The sequence below is a fragment of the Pseudomonas sp. PsB genome (genome assembly GCF_043658375.1).
Classification (GTDB): Bacteria; Pseudomonadota; Gammaproteobacteria; order Pseudomonadales; family Pseudomonadaceae; genus Aquipseudomonas; species Aquipseudomonas putida_Z.
The window spans coordinates 85135-105407 of the sequence record NZ_JBIGLU010000019.1; the positions used below are offsets into that span (position 1 = coordinate 85135).

Annotated in this window: 24 protein-coding genes and 1 tRNA gene; 12 read left to right on the top strand and 13 right to left on the bottom strand. The window is 62.4% G+C overall.

All coding sequences use genetic code 11. The features are described from left to right. The first annotated feature begins 54 nt into the window (after positions 1 to 54). The gene (locus ACGLHT_RS20890) at positions 55 to 1269 is read left to right on the top strand and encodes an aldose 1-epimerase family protein (protein WP_137164345.1); all 1215 of its coding nucleotides are present in this window, start codon (positions 55 to 57) and stop codon (positions 1267 to 1269) included. 318 nt (positions 1270 to 1587) lie between these two features. Here ACGLHT_RS20890 and ACGLHT_RS20895 read toward each other — a convergent pair whose 3' ends face one another. The 3 genes from ACGLHT_RS20895 to ACGLHT_RS20905 all read right to left on the bottom strand — a co-directional run bounded on the left by ACGLHT_RS20895 (position 1588) and on the right by ACGLHT_RS20905 (position 3987). Continuing rightward, positions 1588 to 1824: a hypothetical protein gene (locus ACGLHT_RS20895; RefSeq protein WP_075045625.1), complete on the bottom strand. Its 237-nt coding sequence runs from the start codon at positions 1822 to 1824 to the stop codon at positions 1588 to 1590. A 217-nt stretch (positions 1825 to 2041) separates the two neighbouring features. Continuing rightward, on the bottom strand, positions 2042 to 3052 hold the full coding sequence (gene adhP / locus ACGLHT_RS20900) for an alcohol dehydrogenase AdhP (protein WP_025339682.1): 1011 nt from the start codon (positions 3050 to 3052) through the stop codon (positions 2042 to 2044). A gap of 260 nt (positions 3053 to 3312) precedes the next feature. Next, a complete protein-coding gene (locus tag ACGLHT_RS20905) occupies positions 3313 to 3987 on the bottom strand; it encodes a polysaccharide lyase family 7 protein (protein WP_274120614.1) in 675 nt (224 codons plus the stop codon). 259 nt (positions 3988 to 4246) lie between these two features. On the opposite strand from ACGLHT_RS20905, the gene ACGLHT_RS20910 reads away from it, so the two are divergent. Beyond that, entirely contained in the window at positions 4247 to 4444 is a 198-nt protein-coding gene (locus ACGLHT_RS20910; RefSeq protein ID WP_274120613.1) for a hypothetical protein, read from the top strand. 1 nt (position 4445) lies between these two features. Here the strand turns inward: ACGLHT_RS20910 and ACGLHT_RS20915 are convergent, their stop codons facing one another. Next, positions 4446 to 4859 (bottom strand): DoxX family protein, encoded by a 414-nt coding sequence (locus tag ACGLHT_RS20915; RefSeq protein ID WP_025339679.1) that lies wholly within the window; start codon positions 4857 to 4859, stop codon positions 4446 to 4448. 103 nt (positions 4860 to 4962) lie between these two features. Continuing rightward, positions 4963 to 5047: transfer RNA gene (locus ACGLHT_RS20920), tRNA-Leu, on the bottom strand. A gap of 202 nt (positions 5048 to 5249) precedes the next feature. On the opposite strand from ACGLHT_RS20920, the gene ACGLHT_RS20925 reads away from it, so the two are divergent. The 4 genes from ACGLHT_RS20925 to ACGLHT_RS20940 are packed head-to-tail and all read left to right on the top strand — an operon-like array spanning position 5250 to position 8542. After that, positions 5250 to 5525 carry a hypothetical protein gene (locus ACGLHT_RS20925; RefSeq protein WP_085615096.1) on the top strand — a complete coding sequence of 92 codons (276 nt, stop codon included), beginning with the start codon at positions 5250 to 5252 and terminating at the stop codon, positions 5523 to 5525. 42 nt (positions 5526 to 5567) lie between these two features. Further along, positions 5568 to 6725: a nitrogen regulation protein NR(II) gene (locus ACGLHT_RS20930; RefSeq protein WP_274120612.1), complete on the top strand. Its 1158-nt coding sequence runs from the start codon at positions 5568 to 5570 to the stop codon at positions 6723 to 6725. 6 nt (positions 6726 to 6731) lie between these two features. After that, a complete protein-coding gene (locus ACGLHT_RS20935) occupies positions 6732 to 8177 on the top strand; it encodes an ATPase domain-containing protein (protein ID WP_274120611.1) in 1446 nt (481 codons plus the stop codon). 11 nt (positions 8178 to 8188) lie between these two features. Beyond that, on the top strand, positions 8189 to 8542 hold the full coding sequence (locus tag ACGLHT_RS20940; protein ID WP_013973192.1) for a response regulator: 354 nt from the start codon (positions 8189 to 8191) through the stop codon (positions 8540 to 8542). Positions 8543 to 8587: 45 nt separating this feature from the next. On the opposite strand, the gene csrA is transcribed toward ACGLHT_RS20940, so the two are convergent. From csrA to ACGLHT_RS20980, 8 genes are all read right to left on the bottom strand, one after another. Continuing rightward, complete coding sequence (gene csrA / locus ACGLHT_RS20945) at positions 8588 to 8785, bottom strand: carbon storage regulator CsrA (protein WP_004375914.1); 198 nt, start codon at positions 8783 to 8785, stop codon at positions 8588 to 8590. Positions 8786 to 9038: 253 nt separating this feature from the next. Then, on the bottom strand, positions 9039 to 10061 hold the full coding sequence (locus ACGLHT_RS20950; protein ID WP_085692945.1) for a DNA topoisomerase IB: 1023 nt from the start codon (positions 10059 to 10061) through the stop codon (positions 9039 to 9041). A gap of 57 nt (positions 10062 to 10118) precedes the next feature. Further along, entirely contained in the window at positions 10119 to 11210 is a 1092-nt protein-coding gene (modC, locus tag ACGLHT_RS20955) for a molybdenum ABC transporter ATP-binding protein (protein ID WP_274079817.1), read from the bottom strand. A 1-nt stretch (position 11211) separates the two neighbouring features. Beyond that, complete coding sequence (gene modB / locus ACGLHT_RS20960; RefSeq protein ID WP_274120610.1) at positions 11212 to 11892, bottom strand: molybdate ABC transporter permease subunit; 681 nt, start codon at positions 11890 to 11892, stop codon at positions 11212 to 11214. Further along, the gene (gene modA / locus ACGLHT_RS20965; protein WP_274120609.1) at positions 11892 to 12650 is read right to left on the bottom strand and encodes a molybdate ABC transporter substrate-binding protein; all 759 of its coding nucleotides are present in this window, start codon (positions 12648 to 12650) and stop codon (positions 11892 to 11894) included. Before modA ends, modB begins: the two co-directional genes overlap by 1 nt. A 183-nt stretch (positions 12651 to 12833) precedes the next feature. Continuing rightward, on the bottom strand, positions 12834 to 13922 hold the full coding sequence (locus ACGLHT_RS20970) for a nitronate monooxygenase family protein (RefSeq protein WP_274120608.1): 1089 nt from the start codon (positions 13920 to 13922) through the stop codon (positions 12834 to 12836). Between the two features lie 38 nt (positions 13923 to 13960). After that, on the bottom strand, positions 13961 to 14131 hold the full coding sequence (locus ACGLHT_RS20975) for a hypothetical protein (RefSeq protein ID WP_176240905.1): 171 nt from the start codon (positions 14129 to 14131) through the stop codon (positions 13961 to 13963). Between the two features lie 7 nt (positions 14132 to 14138). Continuing rightward, positions 14139 to 14441, bottom strand: coding sequence for a DUF1883 domain-containing protein (locus ACGLHT_RS20980; protein ID WP_274120607.1), 303 nt, complete (start codon positions 14439 to 14441; stop codon positions 14139 to 14141). A 160-nt stretch (positions 14442 to 14601) separates the two neighbouring features. On the opposite strand from ACGLHT_RS20980, the gene ACGLHT_RS20985 reads away from it, so the two are divergent. The 6 genes from ACGLHT_RS20985 (at position 14602) to ahpC (ending at position 20176) form a co-directional block, all read left to right on the top strand. Further along, positions 14602 to 14961, top strand: coding sequence for a hypothetical protein (locus tag ACGLHT_RS20985; RefSeq protein WP_274079813.1), 360 nt, complete (start codon positions 14602 to 14604; stop codon positions 14959 to 14961). 77 nt (positions 14962 to 15038) lie between these two features. Next, positions 15039 to 15689 carry a cytochrome c gene (locus tag ACGLHT_RS20990; protein ID WP_025339667.1) on the top strand — a complete coding sequence of 217 codons (651 nt, stop codon included), beginning with the start codon at positions 15039 to 15041 and terminating at the stop codon, positions 15687 to 15689. After that, entirely contained in the window at positions 15686 to 16600 is a 915-nt protein-coding gene (locus ACGLHT_RS20995) for a c-type cytochrome (protein ID WP_025339666.1), read from the top strand. The genes ACGLHT_RS20990 and ACGLHT_RS20995 overlap by 4 nt, the downstream gene beginning before the upstream one ends. Positions 16601 to 16902: 302 nt before the next feature. Further along, the gene (gene galU, locus ACGLHT_RS21000; RefSeq protein ID WP_013973181.1) at positions 16903 to 17742 is read left to right on the top strand and encodes a UTP--glucose-1-phosphate uridylyltransferase GalU; all 840 of its coding nucleotides are present in this window, start codon (positions 16903 to 16905) and stop codon (positions 17740 to 17742) included. Positions 17743 to 17930: 188 nt separating this feature from the next. Next, the gene (gene gorA / locus ACGLHT_RS21005; protein WP_274079958.1) at positions 17931 to 19286 is read left to right on the top strand and encodes a glutathione-disulfide reductase; all 1356 of its coding nucleotides are present in this window, start codon (positions 17931 to 17933) and stop codon (positions 19284 to 19286) included. Between the two features lie 326 nt (positions 19287 to 19612). After that, on the top strand, positions 19613 to 20176 hold the full coding sequence (ahpC, locus tag ACGLHT_RS21010; RefSeq protein WP_004375926.1) for an alkyl hydroperoxide reductase subunit C: 564 nt from the start codon (positions 19613 to 19615) through the stop codon (positions 20174 to 20176). The last annotated feature ends 97 nt before the right edge of the window (positions 20177 to 20273 follow it).

A 20273-nucleotide genomic window follows, 5' to 3' on the forward strand; every position in this document is an offset into this window, starting at 1 on the left:
GAAACGTTTCTTCGTGTCTATAAAGGGGAACAACTCCAAGAAAGGCAACCTGTCATGCCCCTCCTCAAATTCTTCGTTGCTCTCGGCGCCCTGTCCGCAGCCTCCCACACCATGGCCTGGGATTACGTTCTGCTCGACACCGATAAAGCCGCCCAGAACTGGCAGATCACCAGCCAGCAACTTGGCATAAAAACCGACAAGCCCTTCAGCGTTACCTTGCGTACCTTGCACGGAGGCAGGCAAGAGGGTGTCAGCATCGTCGACATCGATAACGGTACGATGAAACTTTCGGTAGTGCCGACCCGTGGAATGAACGTCTTGCAGGCGTCGGTCGGCAATGTGCGCATGGGCTGGGATTCGCCGGTCCAGGAAGTGGTCAACCCGTCCTTCATCGAGCTTAATGGGCGCAATGGCCTGGGCTGGCTGGAGGGCTTCAACGAACTGGTCGCCCGTTGCGGTTACGAGTGGGTCGGCCACCCCGGCGTCGACAATGGCGAGCTGCTGACCCTGCACGGTCGGGCCGCCAACATACCTGCAAACAAAGTCACCCTGCACATCGATGAGAAACCACCATACGCCATCAGCCTGCGTGGCGAACTGAAAGAGCAGGCGTTCAAGAAAGTCGACTTCTCCGTCGTGACTGAATTGGTCACCGAACCGGGCAGCGTGATGTTCGTCCTCAACGACACCCTGACCAACAACGGCGATTATCCAAAGGAATACCAGGCGCTGTATCACAGTAACTTCAGCACCCCGTTTCTGGAGCAGGGTGCTCGGTTCGCCGCGCCAGTGAAACAGGTGTCGCCGTTCAACGACAAGGCAAGGGAAGATCTGGCCGATTGGCAAACCTACCGAGCGCCCACCAAGGACTATGACGAAACGGTTTATAACGTGGTGCCGTATGCCGATGCCCAGGGCAATACGTTAGCCGTGTTGCATGACAAGGCTGGCAGTCTGGGCGTTTCGGTCGGCTTCAATACTCGGACATTGCCTGTATTTTCACTGTGGAAAAATACCGATACCCAAGGCCAGGGTTATGTGACCGGGCTCGAGCCGGGGACGAGTTTTTCCTACAACCGCCGTTACCAGCGGCCACTGAACCTGGTGCCGACAATCGGACCGAAGGAACACAGGCAGTTCCACATCAGCTACAGCTTGTTGGCGGACAAGGTGGCAGTGGACAAGGCCTTGAAGCATGTTAGCGAGATTCAGGGCGGGCGTGAAACCGAGGTGCGGCAGACGCCATTGGTTGATCTGACCAAGGGGTAACGCCGACCAGGGCATGTCGGCTTCGTCGACTAGTCAGAACTATCAAAGTTGTTGGTTTCATGGCTTTGCTGCAAGGCTGCTTTCGACCCTTGGCTGTCATTTTGCCCAACAGCAATCATTGTGGGAGCGGGTTTACCCGCGAACACCGGCACCGCCGGTGCCATCCACCGCGGCGCCTGCTTCGCGGGTAAACCCGCTCCCACAGAGTACGCGTCGCGCTTACGAAACCAGTTATCTTTTAGCGTCCGCTTTGGGTCGATAGCTGTCTGTCGCCTACGGTCGCAGCATCCATCGCCCGCCGCTCCGTCCATTCAAACGCTAGCCTTCAGGCGGGGATATCCCGCAAACGAACTCATCCGATCCCAGGCGGTGCGAGCCGAACTCCACAACATAGCCAACCCCGCGGCGCTCCGCCTCGGCCCTGGCTGTCTTCTGGTCGGCATAAACATCGACGAAATGCCAGGGATGCCGGTCTCTCAGTACGCCCCATCCAAGCACCCAGCCGTCATTGTCCGGATCGGGTGGCAGGTTTTTCGCCAAGCTGCGGATGCCCATACGTTCACCCCGATGTGCTAGCCAGTTTTCTGCTTGCGAAGCAACTACAAACCACGACTTGGATAAAACCGTATATGAAGCATAGCGCTTACCCGAAACCAGAGCCCAAGGCGCACCCATTGGTTCGCTTTACAAGGGCGGAAGCCATCTCTGACCGCCCGCGCTCGAATGCAGCAGGGTAGCGTGCGCTGCACCAACAGCCAGCGCACATGGGCCATCACCCCTCGAACTGAATCACCATTCGCCCTTTGATCTTGCCCTCCAGCATCTCATCGAAGATCTGGTTGATATCCTCGATCGGCCGCAGGGTCACCTTCGGCACCACTTTCCCTTCCGCCGCAAACTGGAAAGCTTCCTGCAGGTCCTGCCGGGTACCGACCAGCGAGCCGATCACTTCGATGCCGTCCAGCACCAATCGAGGGATATTCAGGTTCATCGCTTCCGACGGCAGGCCGACCGCAACCAGGCGGCCACCCGCACGCAGGGCATCAACGGCCGAGTTGAAGGCTGCCTTGGCAACGGCGGTAACCACGGCGGCGTGGGCGCCACCGGTCTTGGCCTGGATGACCTTGGCGGCATCCTCGGTGCGTGAGTTGATGACCAGGTCGGCGCCCATCTCGCTGGCGAAGCGCAGTTGCTCTTCGTTGACGTCGATGGCGATCACTTTGGCGTTGAAGACGTTCTTGGCGTATTGCAAGGCAAGGTTGCCCAGGCCGCCGAGGCCGTAGATGGCGATCCATTGGCCGGGGCGGATGTTGGAGATCTTCACCGCCTTGTAGGTGGTCACGCCGGCGCAGGTAATGCTGCTGGCGGCAGCGGAGTCGAGCCCGTCGGGCACTTTTACCGAGTAGTCGGCTTTGACGATGCAGGCTTCGGCCATGCCGCCGTCCACGGTGTAGCCGGAGTTCTTCACTTCGCGGCACAGGGTTTCGTTGCCGCTGTTGCAATACTCGCAATGCCCGCAGCCCTGGTAGAACCAGGCCACGCTGGCGCGGTCGCCCGGTTTGAGCGAGGTGACGCCTGGCCCTACTGCCTGGACCACGCCGATGCCTTCGTGGCCTAGCACCACACCGGTCTTGTCACCGAAGTCGCCATTTTTCACATGCAGGTCGGTGTGGCACACACCGCAGCATTGCATCTTCAGCAGCGCTTCACCGTGCTCGAGGGGGCGCAGGGTTTTCTCCACCACATCCACGCGACGGCCTGGTGCAACAACAGCAGCTTTCATAGGAGCCTCCGTGTCTATCCGAATGAGCTTGGGTTATCGCCGGGGTTAGCATAGCCCTTGCCGGGTGGGGCAAAACTGCTTCAGGTCATGGTCTGGGGTGGGAGGCTTGTACGCAGCAGGGCCCTGCAGGATTCTGCGTAAGGCTCGCCACAAAAAGAAAAGCCCGCGGCAATAATGCGGCGGGCTGCAAGAACATACGGAGCAGGGCCAGTGTGCCCACCCGGATGTCAGTATTTCGTGAAGGTCAGGTCATGAGCATGTCATGCATGGCTCAGTTCCAGTTGGCTGATGACGCACACCGAGCCATCCTCGGCAGGCGTGTCGTCGGTGTAGTCCACCTGGTTGTATACCCCGCCATGGAATTTGAGCGTGCGCGTCGCCCAGGTCGCACCCAGTTGCAGGGGCGATGTGCTGCCAATACGGCCGTTGCAGCTTGCACTGACCGTGCAGGCGCCGTTGTTCGTCACGTCGATGCTCACATCGAAACGGGCACCGAGCGGTACGTCGGCCAGCACCGTGCTGCTGCTCGTGGCCGTCTGGTTGAAGTCGGTCCGGAAGCCCACGGTGATCTTGCCCTTGTTCCAGAACACCTTGATGGGCGGGTTGTCGTCGTCTTTGACGTGCATCTGGGCAATCACCACTTTTTGCGCAAAGTTCACTTTCTGCAGTGTCATGGTCTGGTGATTGCGGTGCCGGGCGCCGCTGTTCAGTGCCCAGTACGCGGGCTCCTTCCACTCGCAGCGGGTGCGGTGGGTGCTTTTGCTGGAGGCGCCCTTGGTGGGGGCGGTCATGCGGATCGAGCCGTCGCTCAGGCGGGCGATGACTTCGGGCAGGGTCGCCAGCGCCTGGGCGCCGGTCAACTCCAGCGCCACCGGGTTGGTCGCGGACTTCGGCACGGGAGTGGTGATGATGAGGTTGTCGATATACACAGCCATGGGCTTTCTCCTTGAAAAACGACAGGTCCTGCATCATTTGCGAGCCTGGCCAGCATGGGCGCAGTTCACTGTGATTTGCCAAGGCTGGACGAAGGGAAAACCCAGGGGATAAAAAAGCCCGCCATGGGAGGCGGGCAAGCAACGTTTGAAGGGAGAGCCTGCAGAGTGGACCCGGCCGGTTAACCGAGCATTAAGCGGTAACGCATTGACCTGTGCAGCCGATCAGCCTATACAGGCTGCCACCAGCCCAGGAGCCAGCATGCACGACGAAGACGACTTGCACGAACCCGAGCACGATCACCTGCTTGACCACGAATTCCTCTACGACGATTTGGAGCCTGAAGCGGATGCCCAGGGCGCCGAGGACGAGGTTGGGGAAGACGAGGATACGCTGGATGACCTCGATGACGAGGAGCGCGATCACCCAGCCTGGTTCGACGACTGCGAAGACGACTGACTCAGCGCCCGTCTACCGAAAAACGCCCAGGGCCGCTCACTGCCAGCATCAGCAGGCCGCCCATGATGCTGAGGTTTTTCAGGAACTGGGTCATGTTGGCGCTGCGCTCAGGGTCGACCATGCTCCAGAACGGGTGGCCCAGCAGCGCCGTGCCCAGCACGAACAGCGCCAGCAGGAAGGCCAGCGGCCGGGTATAGAAACCGAGGATCAGCAGTATGCCGACAACGAACTCCATGAGCACGGCAACTGCCGCTGCCAGCATGGGGGCAGGGGCGCCCAGTGAGGTCATGTAGCCGACCGTGCCTTCGAACCCGGTCAGCTTGCCCCAGCCAGACAAGACGAACAGGATCATCAGCAGCACACGGGCAATCAGGATAATGATGTCGCGTTGGCCATCGAACAGGGAGTAGCGCATGGCGGCGTTCCAGTGGACGGGTACAAGCTCCACTCTAGCAGCTGCGCAAAGGATTGCTGGCGGGCAGCAAAAAGGCGCCGCAAGGGCGCCTTCGCAAAGAATTTGGTGCGAGTGGCGGGACTCGAACCCGCAAGGCTCACGCCGACAGATTTTAAGTCTGCTGTGTATACCAATTCCACCACACTCGCACGCTTGAAGGGGTCGTGACGACCAGCTCGCTTCTAAGCAGAAGGGCTTCGCAATCAAGCGCGCTTTATAACCCATTGTTATAGTTGAGTCAACCACAGCACCTATGATCAACAGAGTGAAGGGTCGATCGATTGGGCAATTGACACCTTGCTGTCATTACGCCACTGTTGCCCCTTTATTGGATCCAAAGAGTATGCGGTGATGAATCAGTCCAGTGCTTCCGAGCGTATCGTACGCCCACGGCTGTTCTGGCGACTGTTGTTCGTGCTGGTAGTCGTGTTGGGGGCGTTTCTCTACCTCAGCCTGATCAGCCTGGGCGGTTACCTGCTGATGCTGGGGTTCGATGCCGAACATCCTCAACCGCAGCGCCTGATGGCCCTGGCCGGTGGCGGGCTTATCCTGCTGGTCGGTTTGTGGCTGCTGAAAGTGGCGATGCCGCGGCGCATCAGCCCGGTACTGGTTGAGCCCGAGCGTTGAACCTCGCCCTATCTTCCCTCCTGCCGTACCGGTGGAGCTCGCATGGTTTCAGCTGACTGCCTCGACCACCCTGTCATGCCTGCCCACCGCTATGAACAGCTGGTTCAGTCGGTGGTGGATTACGCTATCTACATGCTCGACCCATCCGGCCATGTGGTGTCGTGGAACGCAGGCGCGCAACGCATCAAGGGGTACCGTGCCGATGAAGTGATCGGCCAGCATTTTTCGTTGTTCTTCACCCCGCAGGATTGCACCGAAGGCCGCCCGGAGCGCTTGCTGCGCCAGGCGCTGGAGCAGGGCGTGGCGCAGGATGAAGGCTGGCGCGTACGCAAGGATGGCACGCAGTTCTGGGCGCTGGCCGCGCTGGATGTGATTCGCGATGACCAGGGCCAGGTCGTCGGCCTGGCCAAGGTGACCCGGGACATCACCGACCGTCGCGAGTCGGCGCTGCAACTGGACGCGGTGCGCGCCCAGCTGTTCCAGGCGCAGAAGCTGGAGGCCCTCGGCCAGTTGACCGGTGGCCTGGCGCATGACTTCAACAACATGCTGACCATCATCATCAGCTCGGCGCGCCTGGCACTGGCCACACAGGACCCGGCACGCGCCCAGCGCATGCTGCAGCATATTCTGGATGCCGGGCAGCGGGGCACTGAACTGACCCAGCAACTGCTCAGCTTTGCCCGCCACCGGAAGCTTGATGTGTCTTGCGTCGCCCCGGCGAACCTTATTGCCGCCACCCGTGGTCTACTGGAGCATGCGCTGCCCGCTTCGATTGACCTGGAGGTTGTGCTGCAACCGGACCTGCCCCTGATCGAAGTGGATGCCGGGCAATTGCAGATGGTGCTGCTCAATCTGTTGTTCAATGCCCGCGATGCCATCACGGGGCAGGGCCGGATCGGCTTGACCGTCGATGTGGTCGAACTGGCCGGCGAGGTGGAAGGCCTGCACGGCGGGTTTGTGCGTTTCGAGGTGGAAGACAGCGGCGAGGGCATCGCGCCAGCGGTACTGCCGCGGATTTTCGAACCGTTTTTCACTACCAAGCCCTTTGGCAAGGGGACTGGCCTGGGCCTTAGCCAGGTGTATGGTTTTGCCAGGCAGAGCGGTGGTGCCATTTGCGTCGACAGTGAGCCCGGCCGGGGAACTTGCATGCAGCTTTACTTGCCAATCTATCAGCAGACGGACAGCCAACTCGACAGGTAGAACACCATGGCACAGGCACTCAGGCGGCTGGTGACGGGGATCGATGGGCTCGATGCGTTGCTCCAGGGTGGCCTGGTGGCTGGCGCGTCCTACATCATTCAGGGCCCGCCGGGCGCGGGCAAGACCATCCTCGCCAACCAGCTGGCCTGCGGGCATGTGCGCGGCGGTGGCAGGGTGCTGGTGGCCACCTTGCTGAGCGAGTCGCACGAGCGGCTGTTCCAGTACCTGGCGACCCTGGAGTTCTTCGACCCGGCGCTGGTCGGCGACCCGATCCAGTTCGTCAGTGCTTTCGACACCCTGGAGCAGGAAGGCCTGGACGCCGTGGTACGGCTGCTGCGCCAGGAAATCGCCCGCCAGCAGGCCAGCCTGCTGATCGTCGATGGTGTGCTCAATGCCCGGGTGCGTGCGGAAACAGCGCTGGACACCAAGAAATTCGTCTCCGAACTACAGGGCCATGCGGCCTTTGCCGGTTGCACCGTGCTGCTGCTGACCAGCGCCCGGCTGGAAGAAGGCAGCCCGGAGCACACCATGGTCGACGGCGTGATCGAACTGGGCGAGCAACTGTTCGGCAGCCGCGCCGTGCGCCATATCCAGCTGCGCAAGACACGGGGCAGTGCGGCGTTGTCGGGGCGCCATGAATGCCTCATCGATGGAGCCGGCATGCATGTATACCCGCGCCTGGAGTCGCTGTTCAGCCACCCCAGCCAGGCGGGCAGCGCCACCTTGGAGCGCGTCAGCAGCGGGGTGGCGACCTTGGATGAAATGCTTGGTGGCGGCTTGGCCACCGGCTCGGTCAGCCTGCTGATCGGGCCCTCGGGTATTGGCAAGACGTCATTGGGCCTGGCTTTTCTCGGTGCCAGCAGCCCGCAGGCGCCGGGGCTGCATTTCGGCTTCTACGAAACGCCGGAGCGCCTGCGTATCAAGGCCGCGTCGCTGGGTTACGATTTCGCAGCCATGGAGCAGGGCGGCAGCCTGCAGCTGTGCTGGCAGCCGACCACCGAGGGCCTGCTGGACCAGGTCGGCGCGCGCCTGCTCGAGCGGGTCGAAGCGCAAGGCAGCAAGCGCGTGCTGATCGACAGCCTGGGGGCGTTCAGCCGCCTGGCCATCGACCCGGCGCGGCTCAATGCGTTTTTCCGCGCCCTGGCCGGCGAGCTGCGCGCGCGCGATGTCAGCGTGATGCTGACCTGGGAAATGCGCGACATCTTCGGCGCGGAAATCAGCGCCCCGGCCCCGGACCTGTCGAGTATCGTCGACAACCTGATGCTGATGCGCTTCGTCGAGCTGGGTTCGCAGCTGCGGCGCATGCTGTCGATCCTCAAGGTGCGTGACAGTCACCATAACCCTGCCTTGCACGAGCTGCTGATCGGGCCGCAAGGCATTACCCTGCGCAAGGCGTTCGAAGGCGCCTGCGGTGTGCTTTCGGGAACGCCGGTGCCGCAGGGGAGCGGGTGACGGGGCGGGCGATGAATACCATCCTGATCGTCGATGACGAGTACCTGATTGCCGACATCCTCGGTTTTGCCCTGGAGGACGAAGGTTTTCTGGTGGAAAAGGCGAGCAACGGCTGCAAGGCGCTGGAGGCACTGAAGGAAAAGCGCGTTCAGCTCGTTATCACCGACTACATGATGCCACTGCTCAACGGTGAAGAGCTGGTGCGCTCGATGCGTGAAGACCCGGCCTTGAGCGAGTTGCCGGTCATCCTCATGAGTGGCGCGCAGGCCAACCAGGGATGCCCGGAACTGTTCGCCGCGGTGTTCGACAAACCGTTCGACATGGACTGTATGATCGCCAAGGTGCACGAACTGCTGGGCACCTGAGGCGCGGGGCGATCAAGCGCGTCCGTGCGGCTTGAGGCAGGTCGCTCAGTGCGAGTCGTCGTGCTTTTCCGGGGCCGGGCTGCCGGCCTGGATACGCTTGAAGATCTCTTCGCGATGGACCTGGACGTCTTTCGGTGCATCGATACCGATCCTCACCTGCATCCCTTTGACGCCCAGAATGGTGACTTTGATGTCATCGTTGATGACGATGCTTTCGCCAACCTTGCGGGTGAGTATCAGCATGTAGTTCTCCTTGGTGATGTAAAAGTCCGTCGGGCTAGTTGCCACGGCGGCGGGAGCTTGTCCCTCTTCCTTCTCATTAAAGACGCTTTCGGCGGATAGTAATTCCCCGACAGACAAATTCTGTTGCGTGTCTTCAGTCGCAGGTGCCGAAGCAAACCGCCAGCGGTTTGTCGGCCAAGGTGCTCGGTGGCAAGAATAGGGGGCTTGGCGGCCAATGGGAAATTTCTTCGCATCATGGTCTGAATAGACCGGGTTAATGGTCATCCTGTTCCTCGAGTGCCTGAAGAAATAGCAGCAAGGCTACTTCTTCACGGTCCAGGCCTTTGCGTACACGGTTCTTCGGCAAGTTGGCCAGACGCCCCAGGGCATAGTGTTCAAGTACAGCCGGGTGGATGTAGCAGCGCCTGCACACCGCCGGCGTGTTGCCCAGGCGTGATGCTACCTGGCGGACGATGGCGGCGACCTGGCGCTTGGCTTCGCTCTCGGGTTCCCAGGCCAAGGGCCTGAGCAGGTCCAGGGCAAGGCTGCTGCCGGCCCAGGTGCGGTAGTCCTTGGCGGTGAAGTCGGCGCCGGTCAGCTGCTGCAGAAACTGGTTGACCTCGCTGGAGCCGACACTGTGGCGCTGGCCGTCGTCGTCCAGGTACTGGAACAGCGCTTGCCCGGGCAGCTCCATGCAGCGCTTGAGCAGGTTGGCCAGGCGCCGATCGTTGAGGCTGACGTTATGCTCTACGCCACGCTTGCCGCGGAACTGGAAGCGGATGCTGCTGCCCTTTACCTCGACATGGCGGTTGCGCAGGGTGGTCAGGCCATAGGACTGGTTTTCACGCAGGTAGCGCTGGTTGCCGATGCGGATCAGGGTGTGGTCCAGCAGGCTGACCACCAGCGCCATTACCTTTTCCCGGTCCAGGCCTGGCCGGGCAAGGTGGGCGTGCAGTTGTGCACGCAGTTTCGGCAGGGCCTGGGCAAACGCCAGCATGCGCCCGTACTTGTGCTGGTCGCGTACTTCGCGCCACTGCGCATGGTAGCGGTATTGCTTGCGGCCCCGGGCATCGCGACCTGTCGCCTGCAGGTGGCCCTGCGGGTCGGCGCAGATCCACACCTCGGTATAGGCCGGGGGGATTACCAGTGCAGCGATGCGGGCGAGGGTATCGCTGTCGCGCACCCGCTGGCCGTCGGCATCCAGGTAGATGAAGCGCCCCCGCCAGCGCCGCCGGGTCAGGCCCGGCTGGCTGTCGTCGACGTAGTGCAGGGTGCGCGGCAGGGGGCAGTCAAGCATGGCTGGCAGGCCTCGATCAGGTCACTGATCAATGGACATCAGCCACGGGGCCGATGCTCAGCCCAGCAACGCCACCGACTTGATCTGGGCGAACAGCACCTGGCCCGGGTGCAGGCCGAGCTGGTCTGCCGAGAAGCGGGTGATGCGTGCGAGCAAGGCGTTGCCGCCGGCATCCAGGCTGACCAGCACATGGGCCGGGTTGGCGGCCGGGCGGCTTTCGCGCACGCGCACCGGCAATCGGTTGAGGATGCTCGAAGTACTGTCGGCTGCCAGGGCCAGGCTGACGTCACGAGCCTGCACCTTGACCCGCAAGGTGCTGCCCATCGCCTGGGCCGGGTAGGCGATGCGCAACAGTGGCCCATCGTTGCCGGGCAGGCGCAGTTCGAGCAGGTCGTAGTGCGGGTCGTGCCCCACCACCAGGCCCTCGAACACCACGCCAGCATCCTCGCCCTCGGCCAGCGACAGGTCGAGACGGGCCAGGGTTTCGCCGATCGGGCCGCTGGCCACTGCCTGGCCTTGCTCCAGCAACACCAGGTGGTCGGCCAGCCGCGCCACTTCCTCCTGGGCATGGCTGACATACACCAGCGGGATGTCCAGTTCGTCGTGCAGGCGTTCCAGGTAGGGCAGGATTTCGCGCTTGCGCGGCCCGTCGAGGGCAGCCAGCGGCTCGTCCATCAACAGCAGGCGCGGGCTGCTGAGCAGGGCGCGGGCAATGCCCACCCGCTGTGCCTCGCCACCGGACAAGGTTGCCGGCCGGCGTGCCAGCAAGTGGCCGATGCCCAGCAACTGGCAGGCCTGGTCGAGGCTGACCTTGCGCTCGGCAGCGGCCACCCGGCGCCAGCCGAACTCCAGGTTGCCGCGTACCGACAGGTGCGGGAACAGGCTGGCCTCCTGGAACACGTAACCCACCGGGCGCAGGTGTGGTGCCTGGAAGTAGCCACGGGCGCTGTCTTCCCAGACTTCGCCGTTGACCTCGATGTAGGCGCTGGCGGCCCGTTCCAGCCCGGCCAGGCAACGCAGGCAGCTGGTCTTGCCAGAGCCGGAGTGGCCGAACAGCGCGCTGATGCCGCGCCCGGGCAGGTGCAGGTCGACGTCCAGGGTGAAGTCGTCGCGCGCCAGTTTCAGGCGCGCCACAATCGATGCGCTCATATCAGCTCCAGCCAGCCTTGCCGCGGCGCCCAGCGTACAGCAGGAGCAGCACCAGGAACGAGAACACCAGCATGGCACCGGCCAGCCAGTGTGCTTGCGAATAGGCCATGGCCTCGACATGGTCGAAAATCTGCACCGAGACCACGCGTGTCTTGTCGGGGATGTTGCCGCCAATCATCAACACCACGCCGAACTCGCCCACGGTGTGGGCGAAACCGAGGATGCTGGCGGTGATGAAGCCCGGGCGGGCCAACGGCAGCACCACGTGGACGAAGGTATCCCAGGGGCTGGCGCGCAGTGTGGCGGCCACTTCCAGCGGGCGCTGGCCAATGGCGCCGAAGGCATTCTGCAGCGGCTGGACCACGAACGGCATGGAGTAGATCACCGAGCCGATCACCAGGCCGGTGAAGCTGAACACCACGCTGCCCAGGCCCAGCGCCTGGGTCGCCTGGCCCAGCCAGCCATGCGGGCCGAGGGCGATCAGCAGGTAGAAGCCGATAACCGTGGGTGGCAGCACCAGCGGCAAGGCCACCACCGCGCCCACCGGCCCACGCAGCCACGAGCGCGTGCGCGCCAGCCACCAGGCGATGGGCGTGCCGATGATCAGCAGGATCAGGGTGGTCAGGCTGGCCAGTTTCACGGTCAGCCAGATGGCACCCAGGTCACTGGCGTCCAGTGGCATCAGATTTCATAACCGTAGGATTTGATCACTGCCGCGGCTTTCGGGCCTTTCAGGTAGTCGACCAGGGCCTTGGCGGCGGGGTTGTCCTTGCCTTTTTCGAGGATTACCGCGTCCTGGCGGATGGGCACGTGCAGGGTCGAGGGAACGATCCAGGCCGAACCGCTTTCGACCTTGCCGTCCTTGTAGATTTGCGACAGGGCGACAAAGCCCAGCTCGGCATTGCCGGTGGAGACGAACTGGAACGCCTGGGTGATGTTCTGCCCTTCGACCAGCTTGGGCTTGGTGGTTTCGGTCAGTTTCAGCTTGTCCAGCACCTGGGTGGCGGCCAGGCCGTAGGGAGCGGTTTTCGGGTTGGCGATGGACAGGTGCTTGAACTGGTTCTTCTTCAGCACTTCGCCGTTGGCGTCGACATAGCCGGGCGTGGCCGACCACAGGGCCAGGGTGCCGATGGCGTAGGTGAAGCGCGAGCCCGGGACAATGGCCTTTTCCTGCTCGAGCTTGGCCGGGGTGCTGTCGTCGGCAGCCAGGAATACCTCGAACGGCGCCCCGTTCTTGATTTGTGTGTAGAACTGGCCGGTGGCGCCATAGGCGGCGACCAGCTTGTGGCCGGTGTCTTTTTCGAAGTCCTTGGCAATGGCCTGGATGGGGGCTGTGAAGTTCGCTGCGACCGCGACCTGGACTTCATCGGCCCAGGCAGTGTTGAAGGCGAGCAGGCTGGCCAGGGCGGTGGCAGCCAGGTGGGACGGGCGGATACGCATGAAGACAGTTCCTTGGGGGTTATCGTTATAGCCTGAACTATATAGCGATAGGCCATGGGCCGGGAAGGGGGCAAGGTCATGCGTAAGCAGGCCAGGCCCTTTCGCGGGTAAACCCGCTCCCACAGGGTCGCCCCAATATTCGAATTGTGGGAGCGGGTTCACCCGCGAAGAGGCCGAGCCTGCTTATGCAGAAGCCTGGCAGCCGACCAAGGCCAGCGCCTTTTCGGCAATCTCCCGGGTCAGCTCGCCCGCCGGCGTATGCCTGCCCAGCCGCAACGCCTGCCCCGACCACAGGTTGCTGAAATCGCTATTGCCCTGCGGATCCGTAATCGCCCGCAAAGGCATCAGCGCTCCGCCGGCCAGTGGGAAGCGTGGCGCAAGGTCGCTCATCGGCCCCAGCTCACGCATGATGCGGTTGTTGATGCCGCGCGCCGGTCGGCCGGTGAACAGGTTGGTCAGCGCCGTGTCGCTGGCGGGTGCGCTGTCCAGGGCCTGGCGATGCGCCGGCGAGACCTTGGCCTCGGGGCAGAACAGGTACGCCGTTCCGATCTGCACTGCCGAAGCACCCAAGGCCAGTGCCGCCAACAGGCCGCGGTGGTCAGCAATGCCGCCGGCGGCAATCACCGGCACGCTGACCGCATCGGCCACCTGTGGCACCAGGGCGAAGGTGCCGATCTGGCTGGTGATATCGTCGCTGAGGAACATGCCGCGATGGCCGCCCGCTTCATAGCCCATGGCAATGATCGCATCACAGCCGTGTTGCTCCAGCCACACGGCTTCCTCTACGGTGGTGGCGCTGGACAGCACCTTGGCACCGCTGGCCTTTACCCGTTGCAGCAGGTCGGCCTTGGGCAGGCCGAAGTGGAAACTCACCACCTCCGGGCGCAGTTGCTCGACCAACTGGCAGCTCTGTTCGTCGAAAGGCGCGCGGTTGGACACCGGCGTGGGCGCCGCGAAGTCTGCGCCCACTTCGCTGTAATAGGGTTCGAGCGCCTGCTTCCAGCGTGCATCGCGCTCGGCATCGGGCGCTGGCGGCTGGTGGCAGAAGAAGTTCAGGTTCAACGGGCGGCCCGGGCAGCCGGCGCGGAAGGCGGCGATCTCGGCGCGCATCTGGTCGCCCGTGAGCATGGCGCAGGGCAGGGCGCCCAAACCGCCCGCCAGGCCCACGGCAATGGCCATGCCCGAGCCCGTCGCGCCGGCCATGGGGGCCTGCAGAATGGGCAACTCGATGCCCAGCAGGTCGAGGATGCGGCGGTCGGGCCAGTGGCTCATGCGGTTCTCCTTGCGCGGGCGAGCGGCGGGGCGGGTTCTTACAAGGCTTTGCTGACCTGGATGTCGCTGATCTTGTCGGCGTCTTCGCCGTGAATCTTGCGCAGGGCTTCCAGGGCTTGTTCGAGGGAGGCGTCGGGCATCAGTGCGAAGTCCCAGCGGCGCTGGCCGTCGAGCTTGTACTTGATGACGTACTTGGTGGTCTGGGTCATGGTGGCCTTATCTGAGTTTCGACGATGAACGACGGACGATCTTGATCTTGTGGGTCAAGGTTGGCTTGCGGGTGACCGAGATCGGGCGGGATGTCACGGTATCGATGGTGATGTTCCAGAAACCGGTGCTGGGCACGGTGATCTTCGCCGGGAACTTGTCGAAATGGCCACCGTGGTAGGTGTGACGGCCGCCGTTCTTGAAGCTGCGGAAGTTGGCGTCGTTCATCAGGCGGATATTGCAGCGCTGGGAGCACTCGATGACGACGATGTCGTCCTCGTTCAGGTGCTCGCGCTGGTGTACGAATTTCATGTGATGCTCCGCAAGGATTGGTTCTGCAAAGGCGAAAGATACCACGATGTCGGGTTACACTGCCGCGCTGTTCCGCCAGGCGTAGATAAATCTGCCAAAGCAGGGAGCAAAACAGCCTGGCTGTGGTCGAAGCGGATTCTTGAAGGCAGAGGTGCTGCAAATGAAGTGGATGGTGGCGGCGTTGGCGGTGACGCTGGGTGGCTGTGTGAGTGTTACGGAACTGGAACAGTCGCGTGAAACGCTGGATGTGATCTCCGGCAAGTCCCCGCGCGCGTATGCCGATTGCGTCAAGCAGAAGCTGGCCGATAGTCGCGACCCGCTGGTGGAAGAGCAGCGTGGTGATGGCCTGCGGCTGATCGTGCCGCAGAAGATCAGCTCGGGCGTGGGCCCGGCGGCGCTGGTGGATATCGACAAGCGTGGCAGCGGCAGCAGCATCAAGCTGCACGAGCGGCTGAACAACTTCCCGCTGCGCCTGGGCGACGTGCGCACCGCAGCCACCCAATGCATCTCCGGTAGTTGATCCAGGGCAACTGATCACGCTCCTTTTGCTTATATGTTTTAGGCCTAAGCATATAACAATAGAAAAGGAGATTCGTGATGACACCGTTGAGTCGCGTCGTGATCGGCAGTCTGCTGATCCTGGCCTGGCCCGCGGCGCATGCCGCCGATGGCCAGAAAGTCTTCACCCAGGGCGGGGCCAACCCCGCCGCCATGGCTTGCCTGGGTTGCCATGGCCCGGACGGCAAGGGCATTGCCGCTGCCGGCTTCCCACGCCTGGCCGGGCTGCCGGCCACTTACCTCAGCAAGCAATTGCATGATTGGCGCAACGGCAGCCGCAAGCAGCCGGTGATGGAGCCGCTTGCCAAGGCCCTGAGCGAGGATGAAATCAAGGCTGTCAGCACCTATCTGGCCAGCCTGCCGGCAGACCCTGCAGGCGACCTGCGTCGCCAGCAGATTGCCGATGACCCCACCACCCGCATGGCCCTGTACGGTGACTGGAGCCGGCAGATTCCTGGTTGCGTGCAATGCCATGGCCCGGGCGGTGGCGGGGTTGGCGAACACTTCCCGCCCTTGGCCGGCCAGCCCGCCAGTTACCTGGTGGCGCAGCTCAATGCCTGGCGTGACGGCACCCGCAGCAATGACCCCAACCAGCTGATGGTCGGTGTGGCCAAGGCCATGACCGATGACGAGATCAAGGCCGTTGCCGAGTTCTTCGCCCGCCCCGCCAGCCAGGAGGTCAAGCCATGAAACCGATGATTCCAGCCCTGCTGCTGCTGGCCATGGGCAGCGCCCAGGCCGCCCAGATCGCCATGGAAGACCAGTCGCAGTTGAAAGTCCCTGGCGTGCAGGCTGCGCCACAGTTCGTGCCGCCAGCGGAAAGCGAGTTGCCTGCCAATGCCTTTGGCAAGATGGTGCGCGAGGGGCATGCCTTGTTCGTCGACACCCGCAGGTTGATGCCTGAGGCCGTGGGCAATGGCATGAACTGCAGCAACTGCCACCTTGACCAGGGGCGGCTGGCGCATTCCGCGCCGATGTGGGGGGCGTACCCGATGTACCCCGCGTACCGCAAGAAAAACGACAAGGTCAACACCTACGCCGAACGTATCCAGGGCTGCTTCCAGTTCAGCATGAACGGCAAGCCGCCTGCGGCAGACAGCCCGGAGATGACAGCGCTGTCGGTGTATTCGTATTGGCTGTCGACCAAGGCGCCGACTGGCGTGGAGATTGCCGGGCGAGGCTACCCGGAGGTGCCGCAACCCAAGGGCGGGTACGACTTCAAGCGCGGCCAGCAGGTTTACCGCGAGCAGTGTGCGATCTGCCACGGCGACAACGGCGAGGGGCAGAAGGTAGCGGGCGAGTATGTGATGCCGCCGCTGTGGGGCAAGGACTCCTACAATTGGGGGGCCGGCATGCACCGCATCAACACCGCAGCGTCGTTCATCAAGTACAACATGCCGCTGGGCAAGCCGGGCAGCCTGAGTGACCAGCAGGCCTGGGACGTGGCGGCCTGGGTCAACCGCCATGAACGGCCGCAGGATCCGCGGCTGGTGGAAGGCTCCATCGAGAAGACGCGGGTAAAGTTCCACGCCAATGACGGGGTGAACCTGTATGGGCAGAAGGTCGATGGGGTGTTGATCGGGCAGGGCACGGGTAGCTGATGTATTGCCTGTGCCGGCCTCTTCGCGGGTAAACCCGCTCCCACAGGTACTGCACAGCATTCAGAGCCTGTGGTGATCCTTGTGGGAGCGGGTTTACCCGCGAAGAGGCCAGTACAGGCAACCCCGATTTCCTGTCATCGAACGGTCATGGATGACAGCAATATTTACGATCCCTCGGAACTATCTACACTGGGTTATCTCTATCTTCCCATCGATCGGCCACAGGTAGGGCATTGTAAGGTGACTGCCGCCTGATTAGACTGCGCCGAATTCCACAGGCCTAGCCTTTTGTAAGGACGTATATGATCAAAAAATGCTTGTTCCCGGCAGCCGGTTACGGCACCCGCTTCCTGCCCGCTACCAAAGCCATGCCCAAGGAAATGCTGCCGGTGGTCAACAAGCCACTGATCCAGTATGGCGTTGAAGAGGCACTGGATGCCGGTCTGAACGAGATCTCCATCGTCACCGGGCGCGGCAAGCGTGCTTTGGAAGACCACTTCGACATCAGCTACGAGCTGGAAAACCAGATCAAGGGCACCGACAAGGAAAAATACCTGGTTGGTATCCGTCGCCTGCTCGACGAGTGCTCGTTCTCCTACACCCGCCAGACCGAAATGAAAGGCCTGGGCCACGCCATCCTGACTGGCCGCCCGCTGATCGGCGACGAGCCGTTCGCCGTGGTGCTGGCGGACGACCTGTGCGTGAACCCGGAAGGTGACGGCGTACTGACCCAGATGGTCAAGCTGTACAACCAGTTCCGTTGCTCGATCGTCGCCATCCAGGAAGTCGATCCGCAGGAAACCAACAAGTACGGCGTGATCGCCGGCGACATGATCCGTGACGACATTTTCCGCGTCACCAACATGGTCGAGAAGCCAAAGCCGGAAGATGCCCCGTCGAACCTGGCGATCATCGGTCGCTACATCCTGACCCCGGACATCTTCGACATCATCGCCAACACCGAGCCGGGCAAAGGTGGCGAGATCCAGATCACCGACGCCCTGATGCAACAGGCGCAGAACGGCTGCGTGATCGCCTACAAGTTCAAAGGCAAGCGTTTCGACTGCGGTGGCGCCGAGGGCTACATCGACGCGACCAACTTCTGCTTCGAGAACTACTACAAGACTGGCAAGGCTTACTGATAAGCCGCTACTTGTATCAAAGCTGATAACTGGGGCTGCTTTGCAGCCCTTCGCGGGCACGCCCGCTCCTACAGGTACTGTGCAGGCCTTCAAGGTTGTGCCGGTACTGTGGGAGCGGGCGGGCCCGCGAAGGGGCGCAAAGCGGCCCCAGTGCGTTATGCTGGGCGCCTGCCTAGGAGAGTGAATACATGGCCTACGATTTTGATCTGTTCGTGATTGGTGCCGGGTCCGGCGGTGTGCGCGCGGCGCGGTTTGCCGCCGGCTTCGGCGCAAAGGTGGCAGTGGCCGAGAGCCGCTACCTGGGCGGTACCTGCGTCAACGTGGGTTGCGTGCCGAAAAAACTGCTGGTGTACGGCGCACACGTCGCCGACGAACTGGAGCAGGCCGCAGGCTTCGGCTGGACCCTGGAAGAAGGGCATTTCGACTGGGGCACCCTGATTGCCAACAAGAACCGGGAAATCGAGCGCCTCAACGGCATCTACCGCAACCTGCTGGTCAACAGCGGGGTCGCCCTGCTGCAGGGGCATGCGCGCCTGACCGGTGCCAACGAAGTGGAAGTGGACGGCCAGCGCTACACCGCCGAGCACATCCTAATCGCTACCGGTGGCTGGCCACAGGTGCCGGACATTCCGGGCAAGGAACTTGCCATCACCTCCAACGAAGCCTTCTACCTCAAGGACCTGCCACGCCGGGTGCTGGTGGTGGGCGGTGGCTACATCGCCGTCGAGTTCGCCGGCATCTTCCAGGGCCTGGGGGCGGCTACCACGCTGCTGTACCGTGGCGACCTGTTCCTGCGTGGCTTCGACGGTTCGGTGCGCACGCACCTGAAGGAAGAACTGGAAAAGCGCGGCCTCGACCTGCAGTTCAACGCCGACATCCAGCGCATCGACAAGCTCGAGGACGGCAGCCTGAAGGCCACCCTCAAGGATGGCCGCGAGCTGGTCACCGATTGCGTGTTCTATGCCACCGGCCGGCGCCCGATGCTGGACAACCTGGGCCTGGAAAACACCGGTGTCGAACTGGATGCACGCGGTTACATTCGGGTTGACCAGCAGTACCAGACCACCGCGCCGTCGATCCTGGCCATTGGCGACGTGATTGGCCGCGTGCAATTGACTCCGGTGGCTCTGGCCGAGGGCATGGCCGTGGCCCGGCGCCTGTTCAAGCCCGAGCAATACCGCCCTGTGGACTACCAGAACATACCCACCGCGGTATTCAGCCAGCCGCCCATCGGCACCGTGGGCCTGACCGAGGAGCAGGCGCTGGAGGCCGGGCACAAGGTGCAGGTATTCGAGAGCCGCTTCCGTGCGATGAAACTGACCCTGACCGACATCCAGGAAAAGACCCTGATGAAGCTGGTGGTCGATGCCGAGACCGACAAGGTGCTGGGCTGCCACATGGTTGGCCCCGACGCCGGCGAGATCATCCAGGGCCTGGGCGTTGCCCTGAAGGCCGGTGCGACCAAGCAGCAGTTCGACGAAACCATTGGCGTGCACCCGACCGCGGCCGAAGAGTTCGTGACCATGCGCACAGCGACACGCTGATCCCAACGGAACGCATACCGTTGTAGGAGCGGCCTTGTGTCGCGATGGGCTGCGAAGCAGCCCCAGTATTTCTGCAATCGTGAGATACACAGGGGCTGCTTCGCAGCCCATCGCGACACAAGGCCGCTCCTACAGGAGTGATCCGACCATGGAGTCAGGAGGTACGACCCCGCAATCCTTTGCTCAGCCCATTCCCTTCTATTAATTATCCTCGGTTATAGCCAAAACCAATCACAAGCATGAGCTTTGCCAATGAGCCTTTGTCGGGACCAGCGGTTAGGATTCTCTCCATCAACTGATTCCAACCCCATGAAGGAGCGTCTCTCATGCCAATCATCAACAGCCAGGTCAAACCGTTCAACGCCACCGCCTACCACAAGGGCGAGTTCGTCCAGGTCAGCGAAGCCGACCTGAAAGGCAAGTGGTCTGTCGTGTTCTTCTACCCGGCCGACTTCACCTTCGTCTGCCCGACCGAACTGGGTGACCTTGCTGACAACTACGCCGAGTTCCAGAAGCTGGGCGTGGAAATCTACGGCGTGTCCACCGATACCCACTTCACCCACAAAGCCTGGCACGACACTTCGGACACCATCGGCAAGATCCAGTACCCGCTGATCGGTGACCCGACCCACGTCATCTCGCGCAACTTCGATGTGCTGATCGAAGAAGCCGGCCTGGCCGATCGTGGTACCTTCGTGATCAACCCGGAAGGCCAGATCAAGATCGTCGAACTGAACGACGGTGGTGTAGGCCGCGATGCTGCCGAACTGCTGCGCAAGGTGAAGGCTGCCCAGTACGTTGCCGCTCACCCAGGCGAAGTTTGCCCGGCCAAGTGGAAAGAAGGCGAAGCCACCCTGGCTCCATCGCTGGACCTGGTCGGCAAGATCTAATTTTCGCCCGATAAGCGCCTGCGCGACGACCATGCTGCGTTGAAAACAGGCTCGGAATGCTCATTGACAACCTGTCAACTCCGCTTCCTCGCCTGTT

Coding starts and splice junctions, on each gene's coding strand:
- ACGLHT_RS20905 (WP_274120614.1), bottom strand. CDS start 3,987: ATGGCTGTGTATATCGACAACCTCATCATCACCACTCCCGTGCCGAAG.
- modC (WP_274079817.1), bottom strand. CDS start 11,210: ATGAGCGCATCGATTGTGGCGCGCCTGAAACTGGCGCGCGACGACTTC.
- modB (WP_274120610.1), bottom strand. CDS start 11,892: ATGCCACTGGACGCCAGTGACCTGGGTGCCATCTGGCTGACCGTGAAA.
- csrA (WP_004375914.1), bottom strand. CDS start 8,785: ATGCTGATACTCACCCGCAAGGTTGGCGAAAGCATCGTCATCAACGAT.
- ACGLHT_RS20890 (WP_137164345.1), top strand. CDS start 55: ATGCCCCTCCTCAAATTCTTCGTTGCTCTCGGCGCCCTGTCCGCAGCC.
- ACGLHT_RS20940 (WP_013973192.1), top strand. CDS start 8,189: ATGAATACCATCCTGATCGTCGATGACGAGTACCTGATTGCCGACATC.
- ACGLHT_RS20935 (WP_274120611.1), top strand. CDS start 6,732: ATGGCACAGGCACTCAGGCGGCTGGTGACGGGGATCGATGGGCTCGAT.
- ACGLHT_RS20985 (WP_274079813.1), top strand. CDS start 14,602: ATGAAGTGGATGGTGGCGGCGTTGGCGGTGACGCTGGGTGGCTGTGTG.
- ACGLHT_RS20925 (WP_085615096.1), top strand. CDS start 5,250: ATGAATCAGTCCAGTGCTTCCGAGCGTATCGTACGCCCACGGCTGTTC.
- ACGLHT_RS20895 (WP_075045625.1), bottom strand. CDS start 1,824: ATGGGCATCCGCAGCTTGGCGAAAAACCTGCCACCCGATCCGGACAAT.
- gorA (WP_274079958.1), top strand. CDS start 17,931: ATGGCCTACGATTTTGATCTGTTCGTGATTGGTGCCGGGTCCGGCGGT.
- modA (WP_274120609.1), bottom strand. CDS start 12,650: ATGCGTATCCGCCCGTCCCACCTGGCTGCCACCGCCCTGGCCAGCCTG.
- galU (WP_013973181.1), top strand. CDS start 16,903: ATGATCAAAAAATGCTTGTTCCCGGCAGCCGGTTACGGCACCCGCTTC.
- ACGLHT_RS20980 (WP_274120607.1), bottom strand. CDS start 14,441: ATGAAATTCGTACACCAGCGCGAGCACCTGAACGAGGACGACATCGTC.
- ACGLHT_RS20970 (WP_274120608.1), bottom strand. CDS start 13,922: ATGAGCCACTGGCCCGACCGCCGCATCCTCGACCTGCTGGGCATCGAG.
- ahpC (WP_004375926.1), top strand. CDS start 19,613: ATGCCAATCATCAACAGCCAGGTCAAACCGTTCAACGCCACCGCCTAC.
- ACGLHT_RS20930 (WP_274120612.1), top strand. CDS start 5,568: ATGGTTTCAGCTGACTGCCTCGACCACCCTGTCATGCCTGCCCACCGC.
- ACGLHT_RS20990 (WP_025339667.1), top strand. CDS start 15,039: ATGACACCGTTGAGTCGCGTCGTGATCGGCAGTCTGCTGATCCTGGCC.
- ACGLHT_RS20975 (WP_176240905.1), bottom strand. CDS start 14,131: ATGACCCAGACCACCAAGTACGTCATCAAGTACAAGCTCGACGGCCAG.
- adhP (WP_025339682.1), bottom strand. CDS start 3,052: ATGAAAGCTGCTGTTGTTGCACCAGGCCGTCGCGTGGATGTGGTGGAG.
- ACGLHT_RS20995 (WP_025339666.1), top strand. CDS start 15,686: ATGAAACCGATGATTCCAGCCCTGCTGCTGCTGGCCATGGGCAGCGCC.
- ACGLHT_RS20950 (WP_085692945.1), bottom strand. CDS start 10,061: ATGCTTGACTGCCCCCTGCCGCGCACCCTGCACTACGTCGACGACAGC.
- ACGLHT_RS20915 (WP_025339679.1), bottom strand. CDS start 4,859: ATGCGCTACTCCCTGTTCGATGGCCAACGCGACATCATTATCCTGATT.
- ACGLHT_RS20910 (WP_274120613.1), top strand. CDS start 4,247: ATGCACGACGAAGACGACTTGCACGAACCCGAGCACGATCACCTGCTT.